Origin of the sequence: Aestuariivirga sp. (assembly GCF_041738905.1) — a bacterium.
GTDB lineage: Bacteria > Pseudomonadota > Alphaproteobacteria > Rhizobiales > Aestuariivirgaceae > Aestuariivirga.
The window spans coordinates 28,053-45,690 of record NZ_JBGSOZ010000117.1 but is presented as its reverse complement, the minus strand read 5'-3'; the positions used below and the strand labels follow the sequence as shown (position 1 = coordinate 45,690).

The window sequence follows — 17,638 nt, the reverse complement described above, 5'->3', positions numbered from 1 at the left end:
GCGGCCAGCGCCGCAATGGCATAGATGGGCTGCGCCGTCGGGCCCATGTGGCCGATGCGCGTGAGCTTTCCCAGCGTCTCGCCACGGCCGGCGGAAAACACCACGCCATAGCGGGCGCGGGCCTCGCGGCGGAGTGCTGCCTCGTCGATCCCGGCGGGCGTCCGGATGGCTGTCGCCGTGGGAGATGCAATGGCTTCACTCGCGGCCCAGAGTTCGAGCCCCATGGCCTTCGCTCCAGCGCGCGTCGCTTTGGCTGTGAGGGCATGGCGGGCCCATACTTTTTCGGGTCCCTCGTTCAGATAGAGATCAAGCGCCATATCGAGGCCGTTGATCTCGGCCACCGAAGGCGTGAAGGGAAACGGCTCCTTGTGGCTCCAGGCATTCTCCCAATCGAGGATCGAGAGCATGGAGGCGCGCGGTGCCGCAGGATTGGCCTTCATCCGCGCCCAGCCACGGTCGCTCACCGCCGCGAGTGTCAGGGCGGGTGGAGCACCAAGGCACTTGTTGGGTCCGGTGATGTAGATGTCCGCCGCGCAATCGTCCGGATGCGTGTTCATGCCGCCGAAGGACGAGACCGCATCGACAATGAGATACGCGCCATGCGCGCGCACCAGCTTGCCGATCTCGTTGATCGGATTCAGCGTGCCCGACGGCGTATCATGATGGCAGACCGAGACGATGCTGATCTCCGGATGCTTCTTCAGCATCGCGGAAACGGAGGCCGGATCGATGGCCTCGTTGTAAGGCACCTCGATCTCGACCAGCTTCGGCGAATAGCGCTTGGCCCAATAGCCGAAGCCCTTGCCGTAGACACCCGAGGCGAGGTTCAGCACGGTGTCATCCGGGGTTATGATCGAGGCTGCCGCTGCCTCAAGGCCCAGCACCGGCTCGCCATGGAGGATCAGCGCGTGGCCCGAGATGCGCAGCGCTTTCGAGGCTTTCTCCACGACGCGTTCATAGTGCATCTGGAAGGCCGGATCGTAGTCATAGAGCACCGTGCGCCCCAGCGCCCGCAGCACGTCGGGGTAGGCATTCACCGGACCGGCGGTCAGGGTGATGACGGGATCGGCGGTTTCCGCGTAGCGCATGGTCGGTCTCCCAGTCTGTCGTCTAGCTGTAGAATTGCGTGCCGGTCTTGTAGGTCTTGAAGTTCTCCAAGTCGTGCGAGAACATCAGTTCGGCGCCGTGGTCTTCCGCCAGCTTCTTCACATGGCGCATCGAGCGCACGCCGGCGACGGGATCGATGTGGAACGAGGCTTGGCACAGCGTCTCGAGACTCTTCTGCGTGTAGGCCGCGTCGATGGTGAAGAGGATGGGCTTTCGCTTGGGGAAATCGACCATCAGCGAATAGTGGCCGATCGAATGGCCGGGCGTGAAGATGAGCTTGACGCCCTTGGCGAGTTCGACGTCACCGTCGATACCTTCAAAGGTGGAATTGGCGCGCGTGGTGCCGGGCAGCAGCTGCGTGGTGGCGCCCCGGGCTTCGGCGGCTTCCGCCGAGAAGCTCAGGTCGGAATACCCCAGGTGCTCGAAAGGCTCGGGGTTGCAGGCCTGCGGGACTTCTGATCTGTGGCATATCTTCTTGGCATGCGGGAAATACTTGTTGCCGCCGCAATGATCAAAATGGAAATGCGAGTTGACGACGACGTCGATGTCCTTCGGCTCGAGGCCCAGCAGCGCCAATGCACCCGGAATGGTCTGGTCCTTCGACTGGATGGGCTTCTCGAAGGGCAGCACCTTCATCACATGGTCGTAGTCGAAGCCGGTGTCGATGAGGAAGCGGCCTTCCTTGTGCTCGACCAGGATCGAGTACACGGGGAACCGGATTTCGCCCGCAGGCCCCCGATTCCAGAAGACATGGTAGCCATCAATCACCAGCGTTCCGCCGTCGAGAAGATAGACCTTGGTATCCGACACAATCGACCTCCAGTGTTTCCGGCGGAACTTAGCGCGCGCCGCGTTGATAGGGTAGTCCGAGGGCAGCCGGCAGGCTCGCCCTGCGGCCGAACAAGATGAGCATGGTCATCACCGCGATGAAAGGCAGCATCTGGATCACGTCGGTCGGCATGTTGATCCCTGCAACCTGCATGGCGGTGGTGAGCGACAGGCATACGCCGAACAGCACAGCTCCCGTCAGCACCCAGATGGGGCGGCCGCGCGCCAGCATGGCCAGCACGATGCCGAGGAAACCAGCGCCATTGGTGATGTAGGGCACGAAGATGCCGGCCCCGATGTTGGCGAGATAGGCGCCGCCGATGCCCGCCATGGCGCCGGTGACCAGAACGGCGATGCTGCGGGTGCGGACGACATCGACGCCCGCCACATCCAGCGCGGCGGGCTTGTCGCCCGCGGCCTGTAGGTTGAGGCCGAGTTGGGTGTGGCGATAGATATAGCCCATTATGAAGACCATCAGCACCGCAAGGTAGACGATGAGGTGATGCTTGAACAGCGCCGGCCCCAGCACCGGAATGCTGGAGAGGACGGGGATCACTGTCACATCAGCCGCTTCGAGGCGGGGATAGGTGCGCGAGAACTGAAAATGATGCAGCAGCGCGGTGAGGCCTTCGCAGGCGAGCGTCAGTCCGATGCCGATGACGATCTGGTTCAGCCCGAGGCGGACGCAGAGCAGCACCATCACCAGCGCAACCGCCATGCCAGCCAGAGCACCGGTGAAAAAGCCGAGCCACAAAGAACTACCGTAGTAAGCGCCGAGGAAGCCCGCATAGGCTCCGCTGATCATCATGCCTTCGATGCCTATGTTGAGGACGCCGGCCTTTTCCGACATCTGCTCGCCAAGCCCTGCGAGGAGCAGCGGCACCGCGGCGGTTATCGCGCCGAACAGAAGTGCGCTGATGAAGACCTGCGTGAAGAGCGCGCTCATGATTTCACTGCACCCTTTAGCTTGCCGGAATGCTGGGTGTAGTATTCGGCAAGCGCCAGCACGATGAGAGTGATCGCCACGAAGACCAGCGTGAAATCCTGCGGCACGCCCAAGCGGCGCGCGGCACTCTCGCCGCCGATCGACAGGATCGAGAACAGGAAGACGAAGGCGATGGCAGCAAAGCCGTTCATCCGCGCGAGGAAGACGACAGGAATGACTGCCATGCCATAGGCCGGGTTCCAGTCGGCGCGGACATTGCCCTGAACCCCGATGATGTCGACGGCGCCCGCCAACCCCGCGAGGCCCGCCGAGAGGGCGAAGACGGCAACGGTAAGCGCTGGAACGGGAAGCCCCGCATGCACGGCGGCGCGCGGGCTCGATCCCACCATGCGCAGGCGCAGGCCAAAGGCCGTCCGCGTCATCATCACATGCACGGCGATGACCACGATCAGGCCCATGATGAGGCCTGACGAAATCGTCGTGTCGAAGAGGCGCGGCAGCCGGTCCTCCACCGGAAGCGTGCGGGTCTGCGGCACGGTCGTTGCGGGATCGAGGAAGACGAGCTTCACCAGGACATTCGCCAGAGAGGTGCCGAGGAATGTCATCATCAGCGTGGTGATGATTTCGTTGACACCCTGATAGGCGCGGAGAAGGGCTGGCAGTAGCGACCAGATGACGGCGACCAGTGCCGAGAGCATGAAACTGATGACGAGGGCCAGCCACACCGGCATGACCGCAACGAGCAGCGGGGCGCTTGCCGCCGCAGTCACCGCACCAAGCAGGAACTGCCCATCGGTGCCGAGGTTCCAGATGCCGGCGCGGAAGGCGATGATGAGGCCGGCCGCGATGAACAGCAGCGGCGCCATGCGGGTGAGCGTCTGCTGGATGCCGACTGAGGTGAAGAGCCCGCGCTGGAGCACATATGAATAATAGGCGAGCGGATCGACGCCCGCAGCCGCGAGAATGATCCCGGCGATGACAAGGGCCACGAGGATGGGACCCACCATCAGCAACACGCGCTGGAACATCATGCTGCGAGCCCGGTCATCAGGCGGCCGACGGCTGTGCGGGCGTTATCGGCATTCTCGACAACGCCTGCGATGCGGCCAGCATCCATCACGGCGATGCGGTCCGACAGCGCGAGGATTTCTTCGAGATCGGTCGAGATCAGAAGCACGCCGAGTCCTTGCGCCGCCACCTTCTTGATCATCTCACGCGCGGCGAGCGTGTTGGCGAGGTCAAGGCCATAGGTGGGCTTGTTGAAGATGATGAGCTTTGCGCCGTCGGCGAGTTCACGGCCGAGAAGCACTTTTTGAATGTTGCCGCCCGACAGTCGGCCGACGGGTGTGCGCGGACTTGGCGTTCGCACGTCGAACTGCTTGATCAATTCGACGGCACGCTCCTCGATGGCGCTGCGCCGCTCGAAACCACGGAGCCAGAAGGGAGGCGAGCCCACCTCCTTCAGAAAGAAGTTCATGGCGACGGGGAAGCTGCCGACGGTGCCTTCGCCCAGCCGGTCATCGGTCAGGTAGCGCAGTCCCGCGACGCGGCGCTGGCCGACGGACAAGCCGCCAATTTCGGTGCCGCCAAGGCTGATGGAACCAGATGCATGAAGCTGGCCCGCGAGTGCTTCCGCGAGTTGCTTCTGGCCGTTGCCGTCGATCCCTGCGATGCCAAGAACCTCACCGGGCGCGATGCTGAAGCTGATAGTTGCGAGGCCCGGATGACCTGGTGCGGGAGCCAGGTTCAGATCGCGGACAGCGAGCAAGGCATCCGCAGAGGCGGGCACATGCCGGGCGCTATGCTGCACGGTCTCCGGATCACCACTGCGCTTGCCGAACATCAGTTCCACGACACCCGATATGACTTCGGCCTCGCCGCGCGAGCGCATGTGATCCGGTCCGATCTCCCCCACCTTGCGGCCGAGCTTGAGGATGGAGATGCGGTCGCCGAAGTCCACGGCTTCCTTGAGCTTGTGGGTGATGAAGATGACGGCCTGTCCCCGGTCCGCCAGGCGGCGCATGAGTGCGCCAAGCTCGGCGATGCCCTGGGGCGTCAGCATCGAGGTCGATTCATCGAGGATCAGCACACGGCTGTTGCGGAGTTGCGCGCGGAGGATTTCGACTTGCTGCTGCTCGCCGAGCGAGAGGCTTGAGGTGAGCGCATCGAGGTCGACCGACATGCCAAGCTGTGTGGAAATCGCAGCGGCGCGGCTGCGGAGTTCGGCGAATTTCGGGCGCTGCCACCAGGGCGCTCCCAGAAGAAGATTTTCCGCAACGGTGAGGCTCGGCACCAGCATCGAATGCTGGAACACGGTGCCGATGCCAAGTGAGAGCGCATGACGCGGCGAGGAAATGCGGGTTTCGGTATTGTCGACGAGGATGCGGCCGCCATCAGGCTGCTGGACCCCGGAGAGCATGTCGATGAGGGTTGACTTGCCCGCGCCATTCTCGCCGAGCAGGACATGCACCTCGCCGCCACGAATGGTGAGACTGACGGAGTCGTTCGCGACGACACCCGGAAACCGCTTGGTCACCTGATCGAGAACGATGATGTCAGGCTTGGCTGCCTTGTCTTGAGACGGCGGAATCACTTCGGCTCCGGAAGACGATGAAAGACCGGGGGCGCTGTTCGCGCCCCCGTTAATGCGTTGCCGGTTCTTATTGAGCGGCGTCAGCGGCGACGTCGGTCATCAATGCGCGCACGGCGGCGGCATCGAAGATCGGCTCGACGGTGATCTTGCCCGCGATGATCTCGTCGCGGAGTGCCGAGATCTCGGCCCAGGTCGCATCCGGAATCTGCGGCGTCTTCAAGAGCTTGATCGAGTCGTCGTTGAGGCTGATCGAGTAGCTCTTGGTGCCGAAGGTATCGGCCTTGAGGTCGTTGATCATGGCGACGTAGACGGGTGTGATGTTCCACACCACGGAAGACAGCAGGTGGCCCTTGTCGATCGGCGTCTTGTCGCCGATCACGTCGATGAACATCACCTTGCCGCCGTCCGCCGCCTTGGTGGTCTCCACCGCCTGCAGCATACCGAAGCTCGAGCCGTTGCCCTGGCCGAAGATGATGTCCGCGCCGGCGGCAATCACCGATTCCGTCACGCGCTTGCCGCCCGCGGCATCACTGTAGGCCGCCGGTCCGATCACCGCATAGCGGACCTTCACGTCCGGGTTCTCAGCCTTGACGCCTTGTGCGAAGGCTGCCGACTGCGAGTTCCATGACGGCGGTTCGCCGGAGACGACGATGCCCACGGTCTTGGTGCGTGTCATCTTGCCCGCGAGGCGGCCGGCCAGAAAGGCGCCCGTATGGCCGCTCAGCGTGTAGTCGGCGACCATGCCCGGCTTGAGGGCATTCGGCGTATCGACGATTGCGACCGGAACCTTCATCTCGGCGCCGATTTCAGGAGCGGCCGTGTTGTAGCCGCTGGCATGGGCAATGAGGAGGCTGGCGCCATCGGTTGCCAGTTCGCGCATGGTGGGGCGCACGTCGCCGTAGCCCAGGCCCTGGGCCACGATCACTTGCACGCCGGTCGCTTCACCAGCGGCCTTGGCGGCATCGACACCCTGCTGGTTCCAGCCGTAGTCGGTGCCTTCTTCAGGCGTGAGGATCGCAATCGACTTTACTTCGGCGGCATAGGCGCTGCCGGCCATCAGGACGCCGAACATCGCGGCGGTGATGGTGGTTTTCAGAGATTTCATTTTTACACTCCCTATTTAGTTTCTTGAGGTTGAAAGACATCGCAGAGTAGTTCAGAGAACAGGCTTCGAAATACAAACGGCAGGACAGTCTGGTGAAGTGGCGGTTAGGTGTTGCAGCGTTCCTCCTCTGGCCCATTCAGGCCCAGGCTGTTGAACTGCGTCATATCGACGTGGTGACGGGAACGGACGGTCTCAACCATGTTCCGGTCGACGTGCGGAACACCGGCGTCGTGCCGCTGTCCTGCACCATCGAGCTCGCGCACTGGTACTCGATCACTCTCGGCGATGCGCTGCCCGGTGGGCGCTCCGTCATCGACCTGTGGTTCGATCCTGCCAAGGGCGCTTATCTGATCCTCAACGGCAAGCAGGAAAATATGCCTGTCGAGTCTGCGTGGTGCGGCATCGCCGGGCGTGCCTACCAGACGCGCACGCCGATCGTTCTGAGCCGCAACACGGGCGCCATCCCGCAGCCCCGCGAAATGACCTGCGCCGCTTCGGGTGACCGTCTCGCCTGCAAGTAACTGGCTGTGCCCGGCCATGGTCAGCCCCGCCCTTCGAGGATGCGGCGGACCGCGACGAGCTTCTTTGCCCGCTCGCCCTGAAGCGCCGGGATGGAGCCAGTCTCATAGCTGAACATGCCGCCGCCACTCTTCAATCCGAGCTTTCCGGCTTCGATCTTTTCCTTCACCACCGGAGCAAGGTCGGCGCGGTTACAGAGATCGGCGTTGAGGAAGCTCGAAACGGACTTGTAGATGTCGAGGCCAGCCATATCGAGAAGCGCCATGGGGCCGATGACGGCGATCTTGTAGCCGATGCCCCATGAGACGCAGGTGTCGAGGTCTTCGGGTTCGATGACGCCGCGCTCGACGAGATCGACGGCCTCGCGCAGCAGCGCGTAAAGCACACGGTTCTCGACGAAGCCGGGCACATCCTTCTTCACCACGACTGGCAGCAGCCCGATGGCGCGGATCAGGTCGCGGATGGTCGATACGGTCTCAGGCGCGGTCTTCTCCCCGGCGATCACCTCGATCATCGGAATGATGTGCGGCGGGTTCGACCAATGCATGCCGACCATGCGCGCCGGGTTGGAGATATGAGCCTGCAGCTTGGTGATCGGAATGCCGGATGTATCAGATGCAACGATGACGGATGGAGCGATAAGCGGATCGATGGCACGATAGACGTCCGCCTTGATATCGATGTTCTCGGGCACGTTCTCGATCACAAGCTCGGCTCCCGCGACGGCGTCGGAAAGCGAACTGGTAAATTTGATTGTGCCCGCACCCCTATCCGGCGCTGCGATGTCGAGGCGGTCGAGAACGCCATCGATGGTGCCGAGCATGGACTTTGCTCTCTCGATGGCCGCTTCCGAAAGATCATAGGCCGTCACATCGATTCCGCCGCGCGCCAGGCGCGCCGCTATGCCGGGGCCCATGGTTCCCAGCCCGATGAGTGCGGCCCGCTTTATCATGCGGTCGCTGCTTTGAAGGCGTCGCGGCCAGCAATCGAGGCCATCCAGCGCTCGAGGTTCGCCATGGCCTTGCGTTCGATCTTGAAATCGAGGCAGCGCTTCATGATGGGGGCGAGTGCGATGTCGGCAATGGTGAGCTTGCCTAGCGCGAGGAAATCCTTCCCCGCAAGATGGCCGTCGATGATGGCCATCTGTGCGCCGAGGTCCTTGGTCTGCTCCTTGTATTCGGCGGTCTGCTCCTCAGGCGTGAGCTTGGCGCCCTTGAAGGCCGCCATGTAGCCGGGGTTGACGGCGGCCAGCAGGAAATCCATCCAGCGCTCGACCTCCGTGCATTCGGCGGGCGTTGCGCCCGTCAATGCAGGGCGCTCCTTGGCGGCCAGATAGCGGAGGATCGTGTTCGATTCCCAGATCGTCGTCTCGCCATCAACCAGCGTCGGTACCTTCGAGGTCGGGTTCAGCGCCTTGTATTCCGGCGTCGCCGTGTTCTCGTACTGGCGGCCATAGTCGAGGCGCTCGAAGGGAACGCCCAGTTCGCCGAGCATGAAGAGCACTTTTTGAACATTGCCGGACGTCTTGCGTCCCAGGAGTTTGTACATTCGGAAATCCTCAATCTTGCGTTTTGGGAAGCGGCTTGTAGACGATCGCTTCCATTTCGATCTTGGTGTTGATCACGGCCTTGGCCTCCACAGTGGTGCGGGCCAGCACGGCATCGCCGATGCCCTGCAGGAAGGCCTTGTTGTAGCGGCCGAAGTCGCGGGTGTCTTCGAGATAGGTGGTGATGCGGACAATGTCGGAGAGCGTTGCACCCTCCTGGGCAATGATGCGCTCGATGGTCTTCAGCGTCGCCAGCGTCTCTTCCTCGATGGTGCCCGAGATGACGTCGTTGTTCTCGTCCTTGGGCACCTGGCCCGACACGAAGATGAAGTCGCCCGCGCGCACCGCCGGATGGAACGGCAGGTTGGGGTTCTTCTTGCCGATGGCGTAGTGGGTGGGAGAGCGTTTGGCGCGGTCAGTCATGGCGATGTCTCACAGGACGCTGGATTCGATGATGTCGACGCCGCCGATGCGGTCCACGAGATAGATCAGGCCGCGGTCATCCGTCGTGACGTCATTTGACGACGAACGATCAGCACCCGGCTGCGGGTCGGGCAAATAGTGGCCCACTTCCTTCGGCGCGAAGGGATCGGTGATGTCGACGAGGCGCAAGCCTTGCGCAAACCATGCGAAGGGAATGATGTTGCCACTGAAGCGCTCGGACGGCTGGTGGCAGCCCATCATCTGCTGCTGCGGCGCGCCATCGGGATCGAGGCCGGCAACCTGGAACGTCGAGATTGGCAGCGGGTTGGTCTCGTCCGTGACGTCGTAGATCCATGTGAAAGCCGGAGGCGACGGCCTGAGCTTCGCCACGTCTTCGTCTGCAACGACCATGATGCGGCGGCCCTTCAGGTCCTGCGGCACGGGCAGGCAGGTGTGGGTCGGATGCGGGAAGCTGGGGCTTGAATTGACATGCGCGATGGCCCTCGGCCTCGACATGTCGGAGATATCGAGAATGAAGAAGCCGTGGTGCCAGTAGCTGACGAAGAGCCTGTCGCCCATGCGGATGGGGTGATGGCAGCGCGGGGACACGTAATTCTCCCACGGATAGGCCTCACCGCCACCGACGTGCTGACCAGGAATCCACCAGCGCCCGACTTCAACGGGATGCGCTGGATCAATCAGATCGAGGATCATCACGATGTTGCCGACATAACCTTCCGCCGTCGGCGAGATATAGGCATAGCGTCCGTCGAAATCGTAGCGATGAACGCCCTTGCCCGCGGTCATCCATTTCGAGATGGGCTTCGGATCATGCGGCTTGCTCACGTCATAGATCGCAAGGCCGCCTGTGAAGTCTTCCGGCCCGCCGGTGCCGAACTTCTCGTGGTTGACGATCATGATGCCGTTCTGGACCCGCACCTTGTGCGAGTGCCAGCCCGGCGGAACCTCGATCGTGGTGATCTTGCGGGGGTTGCGCGGATCGGAAATGTCGAACAGCGTGGTGCCGCTCGGCGGGCGCATGTGGCCCACATACATGACGTTGCCATCGACCCACACCTGCCCGCCGCCCGGACAATCGGCATGGCCGAGAAGCTTGGTGTTATGTGAAGACGCCAAGATCTCAGCTCAGGCGCAGCAGGTCGCCGGCGGTGTTGCGGCCCCAGCGCTTGTAGAGCAACAGGGCACGCTGTGTCGGCGCATCGGTTGCGCCAAAGAAGATCACCGGGTCCTTGTCCGAGCCGTTCACATGTTCGACCCAGCAACCACCGGGAACGGCAAGCGTATCGAACTGGTCCCAGTCATGGCGCTTGCCGTCGATGATCGAATGACCCTTGCCCTTGAAGGGCGCGAGCAGGAGGCTAGCCGTTTCGCGCTGGGGCAGCGTGCGTTCACCCGGACGCAGCATCTGCGCATAGAAGTTGATCGTGTGGAACACCGGCCCACCCGTCGTCGGGTCGATGTAATCGACTACGATGCCCTCATGGGGGTCGCCGTCCCAATCCTTCAATGCGTCAAGCGTCGCCTGCATACGGTCCCAGCGATAGACCCACATCGGTGACGAGAGGCCGCCGCCGCGCCTGTGGTCGAGGAAGCGCGGCTTCAACCCGCCCTCGCCATAGATGCGCTGCGAATAGTCCGCCGGATAGCGCGCGGCCTGCACTTTCTTGGCCACTTCCTTGCCGTTTTCGATCTCGGTGTACTTGTGATCGAAATGCACCGCATGGAGCATCTCGACCAGCGGAAGGTCGAGAACCGACAGGTTCACGGCGGGCTCGCCGCCGACGGTTCCATGATTGTGCCAGGCATCGTTCGGCGTCAGCACCATGTCGCCCGGTCCGAAGATCACGTTCTCGCCCTCGACGCCGGTGAAGTTGCCGGTACCCGTGAGGCCGAAGCGCACGGCACTCGGCGAGTGCTTGTGCGGCGGCATGATCTCGTCGGGGTCATTCAGGCGGTAGGCGGTGTACATGGTGGAGACCGAGGCGCGCTTCGGCGCCAGCCCCGGATTGACCAAGATGAGCGAGCGGCGCTCGCTGTCGTCCATCGTCACGAGGCGTGCCGCACGCTGCAGGAGCGGCTCAATCTCGGAATATTTCCACACGAAGGGCACAGCCTTCGCGGTTGCCATCAGCTGCTTGATTTCGTCATGCTCAACGCCCTGCGAGGTGGCCCAGAACGGAAACATGTTCTTGGCGTAGAGCTCGTCATAGAGGCTCTTCAGGGCGGCCTCCTTCAGAGTGAGACTTTCGGCTGCCGGTTTCGCGGTAGACATTCTCAGGCACCTCTCTGAATGGAAAATTTCAGTAAACCAACCCGACCATAACAGTGGTGGTTGGGATGATCAATGTGAAAAGTTCAACCATATTCAACCAGATTGTCAACCAGAATCAGGCAGCAACCCGTTGCGTAGCGGAGGCTCGGATGAGGTCCGCCGCCTTCTCTGCGATCATGATGACGGCCGCGTTGATGTTGCCGCAAGGCAGGTCCGGCATTACCGACGCGTCTGCAATGCGCAGCCCGGCGATGCCGCGAACCCGCAGCTCGGGATCAACCACGGAAGATGCATCAGAGCCCATGCGGCAGGTTCCGGCCGGGTGGTGAACGGTGATCGACGTCTTGCGGATGTGCTCGTCGATCTCCTCGTCGGTCTGGCATTTCGGGCCGGGCAGGAATTCAGCCGCCACGAATTCCTGCATCGAAGGCTCGGCCGCAAGTTTCCGCGCCACGCGAAACCCGGCACGCAGCGAATCCCAGTCACGGGACGAAGACAGGAAATTCTGGTGAATGAGGGGAGCCGCCGCGGGGTCGGCCGAGGCAAGTTCGATGCGCCCCCGGCTCTCCGGCTGGGTGGCCACGATGCGGGTGGCAAAGCCGTCGGCGAAGGGCTGCTTGAAAGGCGCGAAGTAGGGCCATGCCGCGAGTGGCGCCGCCGTGAACAGGATCTGCACATCGGGCAGCGGTCGCGTGGCATCGCTCTTCAGGAATGCCACCACACCACCGGGCACGTCGGCGGAGAAGCCCCTGCCCGTGAGGTAGGTCTTCATGAAATCGAGGCCGATCCGATCGGCTCGCATCATGCGGAAGAAGGGTCCCGGCGTCTTTCGGCTATACATCAGGATGACCGAGACATGATCCTGCAGGTTCAGGCCTACTTGCGGACTGCCCACCACCGTCTGAACTCCGAGGCGCGCCAGCTCGGCGGGGTCGCCTATGCCTGAAAGCATCAGCAATTGCGGGGTGTTTATGACGCCGCCCGCGAGTATGACTTCGCGCCGGGCCAGGGCCTTCAAGGCCGTACCGCCGCGCGTGTATTCGATGCCCGAGGCGCGGCCGCCCTCGATCAGGATGCGGCTGGCAAGGGCTTCGGTCTCGACCTTGAGGCCGGCACGTTTCATGGCAGGGCGAAGATAGGCAGTCGCCGTACTGGCGCGGCGGCCTTTCTCGATCGTCATCTGAAGACGGCCGAAGCCTTCCTGCACTTCGCCATTATAGTCGTCAGTCTGCGGAAAGCCCGCCGTGCGGCTTGCCTCCGCGAAGGCCTCGATCAGTTCGTCCTTGTATTTGCAGAGTTGGGTGTTCAGCGGGCCATTTCCGCCGCGATAGGTATTGGCGCCCCCCTCCCAGCGTTCGGACTTGCGGAAATACGGCAGGACCTTCTCGTATGACCAGCCGGCCAGGCCCTGGGAAGCCCAGCGATCGTAGTCGCCGCGGTTGCCACGCACATAGGCCATGGCATTGGTGGAGGACGATCCGCCAATCACCTTGCCGCGCGCGCATTCCACCCGGCGGTTTCCGACATTGGCCTCGGGCTCGCAGAAATACATCCAGTCATGGCGGCGCTCGACGAGGATCTTGCCCCAGCCGAGCGGAATGTGGATCATCGGGTCGCGGTCCCAACCGCCCGCTTCAAGGAGGAGGACTGTCGTCTTGCCGTCCTCGGTCAGCCGGTTGGCCAGCGTGCAACCAGCCGAGCCTGCGCCAACGATCACATAGTCGAAACTCGCAGGTGCAGGCATTGAGTCACTCTCGGTGGGCCCGCGCGGCTTGATCGACGCGCCGGAATTCTGACATGGTGAAAGTCAACCACCGCAGGACATGGTTGTCAACCAGATGGTTCTGGCTTAACAGATGGTTCTCGCTTAATATGGTTGCGATTGGTTGATGAATATTGGAGCAGTTGCATTGTCAGTCACCGGCACCCAGGACGCGGGATCCCCTGACACGTCCAGCATTATCGCCGCCATCCGGCAGTTGCGGGAGACGGGCGGCGGACTTCCGTCCGAGCGTGAGCTGGCGGGAAAGCTGAACGTGAAGCGGCACCAGCTGCGCAAGGCGCTCGACCAGTTGCGGAAGTCGGGCGACATCGAGCCGTCGCGGCGCGCTGCCGCCACCCGGCAGCCGCGCCACAACGAAGACCTTGTGCGGGTGACCAACCCGCTCGAAGTGATCGAAATGCGGCTCATTCTCGAGCCGAGCTTCGCAAGGCTCGCCTCGCTCAGGGCTTCCTCGCTCGACATTGCGCAGATCACCCAATGGTCCACGACACGGGCCGACGACAAGCCGGACGAAGTGGACCTCAACTTCCACCTCGCCGTGGCGGCGGCGGCGCGCAACCATCTGGCCCATGACCTTTTCGTCATGCTGCGGCAGATCGGCGTCGATGCCCGCATGAGGGTGGCGCGCGCCACCCCTGCCACCTGCCCCACGCGGATTGCCCAGCGCGACCAGGAGCACCAGCGCATCGCCGAGGCCATTGCATCGCGCGATCCGGAAGCTGCCGAAGCCGCCATGCGGGCTCATCTTCTGCTGGTGCAGCGCCGCATCATCGAACGCTCCAACGCCGGGCTTGCAGCGGCGTGAGCGCTTGACACGCCACTTCGATATTCTCGTCATTGGCGGGGGCTCGGCAGGCTGTGTTGTCGCGAGCCGGTTGAGCGAAGACCCGTCCTGTACCGTGGGGCTGCTCGAAGCTGGACACACGGCAGCAGACCCGGACATCGCCGATCCGTTGAAGTGGACAGCATTGCAGGGCCGAATCTATGACAAGGACTACAGGACGGAGCCGCAACCTTTCACCGCCAACCGGGTTCATTCCTGGGCGCGTGGGCGGCTGCTCGGCGGCTCCATCTGCATCAATGCCATGGCCCATGTGCGCGGTCATCCGGATGATTTCGATTCCTGGGCTGAAGCTGGCGGCACACGCTGGTCCTATGAAGGCCTGCTCGACGGCTTCAGGCGATCTGAGGATTTTTCCGGTCCCCTCACGCCCGCGCGGGGCAAGGGCGGTCCACTTCCCGTATACCTTCCCGACGCCGAGGTGAGCCCGGTGGTGCGCGCCTATATGGCGGCAGGCGAGGTACTCGGCGTGCCGCGCCTCGCCGACCACAACGGACACGAACTTGCGGGGGTCTCTCCCAACTCACTCAACATCCGGGATGGGCGCCGTGTCACGGTGGCGGATGCCTACCTGACGCCTGACGTGCTGAGCAGGCCGAACCTTTCGCTGCTGCTTGGATGCGAAGTGGAACAGCTGACATTCGATGGTCAACGAGCAACCGGTGTGCTCGCCGTGCAGGGCAATGAGACCGTCGTGTTACGGGCAGACAGGATCGTGCTGTGTGCGGGAGCAATCGATACGCCCCTGTTGCTGATGCGCTCGGGGATCGGTGAGCGCTCAGTGCTTGCCAATGCCGGAATAGACTGCCGTCACGCACTTCCCAGCGTCGGGAGAAACCTGCAGGATCACATGCTCGCGCTCGGCAATGTCTACGCCGCACGAAAGCCCGTACCGCCGTCGCAGCTTCAGCATTCGGAATCGCTGATGTATCTGCACAGCGATGACATCACGCGGGCAAGGGGCGCGCCCGACATCGTACTGGCCTGCGTGGTGGCACCTTCGGTCACGAACCAGTTCACGGCACCCGCGTATGGCAGCGCCTACACCATCCTGTGTGGCGTGACGCACCCGACGAGCCGTGGATCGATCACCCCGACCGGTCCGGGGCGAACCGACCCACCACTCATCGACCCGCATTGCAACGAAACCGAACACGACCGCGTGACATTCCGCAAGGCGCTGAAGACCGCAAGGCTTGTGGGGCACCACGCAGCATTGGACGCGTGGCGCGACCATGAGTTTCTGCCCGGCGACGGCGTGTCGAGTGATGATGATCTTGATGCATTCATCGCCCGCAGCGCGTCCACCCATCATCACCCCGCCGGAACCTGCCGGATGGGGACAGGCGGAGACGCGGTAGTGGATGCCGAACTCGCTGTACATGGCGTGCCGGGGCTGAATGTGGTCGATGCCTCGGTGTTTCCATCTCTTACCACGGGGCCGATCCATGCAGCTGTGATCGCGGTCGCGGAGACCTGGTGCGACATGACCCGGAATGGGAAGGTCAACTGAAAGCGGGACTGAAGAGCCTCACAAGGTCGCTCAAGCGGCGGACGGCATGGTCGACGTCATCGCCAATCCATACTTCTGGCGAATAGCCCGCGACGACGAGGCCCGCGGCACGGGCTGACCGAATGCCGGTGCGGCTGTCCTCTACGGCGAGTATCTGCTGACCGGCCAAACCAAGTCTGCGGCAAGCCTCGGCATATGGCAGGGGATCGGGCTTCCCGGCAGCGACGTCATTGAGACTGATCGAAAATTCGATGCAATCGAGGATACCGAGAGAGTCGAGATTGGCATCGACAATCTTCCGGCCGGAGTTGGAAACGCAAGCCTGCCGAACGCCCATCTTGTTCAGTATACGGATGGTTTCGGCGGCACCTGGAATTGCGCCAAGCTCGTCGCGGTGTTCGGCGTAGTAGGATTCGATATCGGCAAGCCATCGTTCCTGGTCGAGCGTTGGCGGCAAGCGGTGGCGGAGTGCTATCCACACGTCGCCCATGTGTATCCCGCGAAATGCCTGTTCTGGAAGGTCGGTCAGGTCGACGCCATGGTCAAGGCTTGCGGCAACGAGTGCGCGATGGTGCAGCGGTTCACTGTCCACCAGCGTTCCGTCGATGTCCCATGCGACAGCGAGAAGCGTCATTGTGTCCCCGCAGATTTCGCAGACAGGCGATGATAGAGTTCGCGGAAGCGCTTGTATCCCGCGTGATAGACGTCTGCCTTGCTACGATCCGGCTCCAGCCGGTCGAGGCGGGTGACAAAGCGGTTCACGCCGGACCAGTCATCGGTGAGTCCCGCGCCAACCGCTGCCGTCCACGCCGCGCCAAGGCAGGAACCGGGATGACCGGCGAGCCGCTGAACAGGCTGCTGCAACACGTCGGCGACGATCTGCATCCAGACCCGGCTGTTGGAGCCACCGTCAGACACCACGTAGTTCTCGGTACGATGGCCCATGTCGTTCAGCACTTCGATGTGATGGACGATGGCATAGGCATAGGCTTCGAGCATCGCGCGCCACAGGTGCCCCATGCCATGCGAAAAGGTGAGACCCTCGAACACGCCGCGCGCGCCCGCATCATGGATCGGCGTCTTCTCGCCAAGGAAATACGGCAGGATGGTGAGGCCGTCGCAGCCAGCCGGAACTTTCTCGGCAAGCGTATCAAGATATTGGTGGACCGTCAGACCGAGATTGGCGGCGGCCTGCGCTTCCAGCCCTGCGAAGGTGTTGGCGAACCAGTTAAGACCGGAACCTCCGGTCGACATGCAGCCATTGGGCATGAAGAGCCCCGGCACCAGATGATAATCGAGAAACATGCGCGGGTCAGGCGCCACGCGATCCGTGGCGATCAGCACATCGACGGAGCCTCCAAATTTCAGCAGCACATCACCCGGATTGACGATGCCGGCCCCGAGTGCCGACGCAATCAGGTCCGCTGCACCTCCGACGACGGGCGTGCCTTCTGCAAGTCCGGTGGACTCGGAGGCCTCGGCGGTGATGTGGCCCAGCACCTCAGGCGACACGGACTTGCGCGGGATTGCATGTCTCGGCACCCGCGCGAAGGCAACGAGGCTGTCATCGATCTGGCCCGTTGCGACATCGACGAAGCCTGCTTCCAATGCCCAGTTCTGTTCGATGGCCTTTTCGCCTGTCAGCCGCCAGTTGACATAGTCATAAGAGCCGAAGACTGTGGCGACGCGGGCATGAATGTGTGGCTCGTTCTGCTCGATCCAGCGGAGCTTGGCGCCAACGAGCTGCTGGTTGATGCCGTTGCCCGCCTTGGCGATGAATGCGGCCTCGTCCCATTCGCTGCGCAGTTCCGCCACCTGTTTGCCGCAACGCCCGTCGCTCTGCTGGATGCTTGGCCGAAGGATCCGATCCATGTCATCGAGCAGCACGACAGCGGGAAGCATTCCGGTGACGCCGACGGCCGCAATCGCACCCGCTTCGATGCCGGCGGACCGCAGCAGTTCCTGGGTGATCGCGCAGACATTGCTCCACCACTGCTGCGGGTCTTCCTCGGCCCAGCCGGGATGGGGCGCGTGAAGTGTGACGGGCCGCGAGGCAACGCCCGCGATCCGTCCCGGCAGTTCGATCAGGATGCCGATGGTCGATGTGGTACCGATGTCGAGACCGAGAACATACGCCATGT

The 17,638-nt window shown here is 62.8% G+C and carries 17 protein-coding genes; 3 read left to right on the top strand and 14 right to left on the bottom strand.

Annotated features, from left to right (window positions below):
- The 6 genes from ppaT to ACEW8Q_RS10860 all read right to left on the bottom strand — a co-directional run.
- A partial coding sequence (gene ppaT, locus ACEW8Q_RS10885; RefSeq protein WP_373504078.1) for a pyridoxamine--pyruvate transaminase occupies positions 1-1,088 on the bottom strand: 1,088 nt, incomplete at its 3' end.
- 22 nt (positions 1,089-1,110) lie between these two features.
- The gene (locus tag ACEW8Q_RS10880; RefSeq protein ID WP_373504077.1) at positions 1,111-1,917 is read right to left on the bottom strand and encodes an N-acyl homoserine lactonase family protein; all 807 of its coding nucleotides are present in this window, start codon (positions 1,915-1,917) and stop codon (positions 1,111-1,113) included.
- A gap of 28 nt (positions 1,918-1,945) precedes the next feature.
- Positions 1,946-2,881 (bottom strand): ABC transporter permease, encoded by a 936-nt coding sequence (locus tag ACEW8Q_RS10875; RefSeq protein ID WP_373504076.1) that lies wholly within the window; start codon positions 2,879-2,881, stop codon positions 1,946-1,948.
- On the bottom strand, positions 2,878-3,912 hold the full coding sequence (locus ACEW8Q_RS10870; RefSeq protein WP_373504075.1) for an ABC transporter permease: 1,035 nt from the start codon (positions 3,910-3,912) through the stop codon (positions 2,878-2,880). The genes ACEW8Q_RS10875 and ACEW8Q_RS10870 overlap by 4 nt, the downstream gene beginning before the upstream one ends.
- Positions 3,909-5,474, bottom strand: a complete 1,566-nt coding sequence (locus tag ACEW8Q_RS10865; RefSeq protein ID WP_373504074.1) for an ABC transporter ATP-binding protein — start codon at positions 5,472-5,474, stop codon at positions 3,909-3,911. Before ACEW8Q_RS10865 ends, ACEW8Q_RS10870 begins: the two co-directional genes overlap by 4 nt.
- 67 nt (positions 5,475-5,541) lie before the next feature.
- Positions 5,542-6,579, bottom strand: a complete 1,038-nt coding sequence (locus ACEW8Q_RS10860; protein ID WP_373504073.1) for a BMP family protein — start codon at positions 6,577-6,579, stop codon at positions 5,542-5,544.
- 92 nt (positions 6,580-6,671) lie between these two features.
- Here ACEW8Q_RS10860 and ACEW8Q_RS10855 point away from each other — a divergent pair, with 92 nt between their 5' ends.
- The gene (locus ACEW8Q_RS10855; RefSeq protein WP_373504072.1) at positions 6,672-7,100 is read left to right on the top strand and encodes a hypothetical protein; all 429 of its coding nucleotides are present in this window, start codon (positions 6,672-6,674) and stop codon (positions 7,098-7,100) included.
- 20 nt (positions 7,101-7,120) lie between these two features.
- On the opposite strand, the gene fhmpcd1 is transcribed toward ACEW8Q_RS10855, so the two are convergent.
- From fhmpcd1 to ACEW8Q_RS10825, 6 genes are all read right to left on the bottom strand, one after another.
- Positions 7,121-8,050, bottom strand: coding sequence for a 5-formyl-3-hydroxy-2-methylpyridine 4-carboxylate 5-dehydrogenase (gene fhmpcd1, locus ACEW8Q_RS10850; RefSeq protein WP_373504071.1), 930 nt, complete (start codon positions 8,048-8,050; stop codon positions 7,121-7,123).
- Positions 8,047-8,646, bottom strand: a complete 600-nt coding sequence (locus ACEW8Q_RS10845) for a glutathione S-transferase family protein (RefSeq protein WP_373504070.1) — start codon at positions 8,644-8,646, stop codon at positions 8,047-8,049. The genes fhmpcd1 and ACEW8Q_RS10845 overlap by 4 nt, the downstream gene beginning before the upstream one ends.
- Before the next feature lie 10 nt (positions 8,647-8,656).
- Complete coding sequence (locus ACEW8Q_RS10840; RefSeq protein WP_373504069.1) at positions 8,657-9,067, bottom strand: RidA family protein; 411 nt, start codon at positions 9,065-9,067, stop codon at positions 8,657-8,659.
- 9 nt (positions 9,068-9,076) lie between these two features.
- Positions 9,077-10,204 (bottom strand): LVIVD repeat-containing protein, encoded by a 1,128-nt coding sequence (locus ACEW8Q_RS10835; RefSeq protein ID WP_373504068.1) that lies wholly within the window; start codon positions 10,202-10,204, stop codon positions 9,077-9,079.
- Between the two features lie 4 nt (positions 10,205-10,208).
- Entirely contained in the window at positions 10,209-11,360 is a 1,152-nt protein-coding gene (locus tag ACEW8Q_RS10830) for a cupin domain-containing protein (protein ID WP_373504067.1), read from the bottom strand.
- 115 nt (positions 11,361-11,475) lie between these two features.
- Entirely contained in the window at positions 11,476-13,104 is a 1,629-nt protein-coding gene (locus ACEW8Q_RS10825) for a GMC family oxidoreductase (RefSeq protein WP_373504066.1), read from the bottom strand.
- A 145-nt stretch (positions 13,105-13,249) separates the two neighbouring features.
- Here ACEW8Q_RS10825 and ACEW8Q_RS10820 point away from each other — a divergent pair, with 145 nt between their 5' ends.
- Together ACEW8Q_RS10820 and ACEW8Q_RS10815 are read left to right on the top strand one after the other, a co-directional pair.
- On the top strand, positions 13,250-13,948 hold the full coding sequence (locus ACEW8Q_RS10820) for a FadR/GntR family transcriptional regulator (protein ID WP_373504065.1): 699 nt from the start codon (positions 13,250-13,252) through the stop codon (positions 13,946-13,948).
- A gap of 4 nt (positions 13,949-13,952) precedes the next feature.
- The gene (locus ACEW8Q_RS10815) at positions 13,953-15,497 is read left to right on the top strand and encodes a GMC family oxidoreductase (RefSeq protein ID WP_373504064.1); all 1,545 of its coding nucleotides are present in this window, start codon (positions 13,953-13,955) and stop codon (positions 15,495-15,497) included.
- On the opposite strand, the gene ACEW8Q_RS10810 is transcribed toward ACEW8Q_RS10815, so the two are convergent.
- Together ACEW8Q_RS10810 and ACEW8Q_RS10805 are read right to left on the bottom strand one after the other, a co-directional pair.
- Entirely contained in the window at positions 15,490-16,131 is a 642-nt protein-coding gene (locus tag ACEW8Q_RS10810; RefSeq protein ID WP_373504063.1) for an HAD family hydrolase, read from the bottom strand. The two genes, ACEW8Q_RS10815 and ACEW8Q_RS10810, sit on opposite strands and share 8 nt — an antisense overlap.
- Positions 16,128-17,636: an FGGY-family carbohydrate kinase gene (locus ACEW8Q_RS10805; RefSeq protein WP_373504062.1), complete on the bottom strand. Its 1,509-nt coding sequence runs from the start codon at positions 17,634-17,636 to the stop codon at positions 16,128-16,130. Before ACEW8Q_RS10805 ends, ACEW8Q_RS10810 begins: the two co-directional genes overlap by 4 nt.
- Positions 17,637-17,638 lie beyond the last annotated feature (2 nt).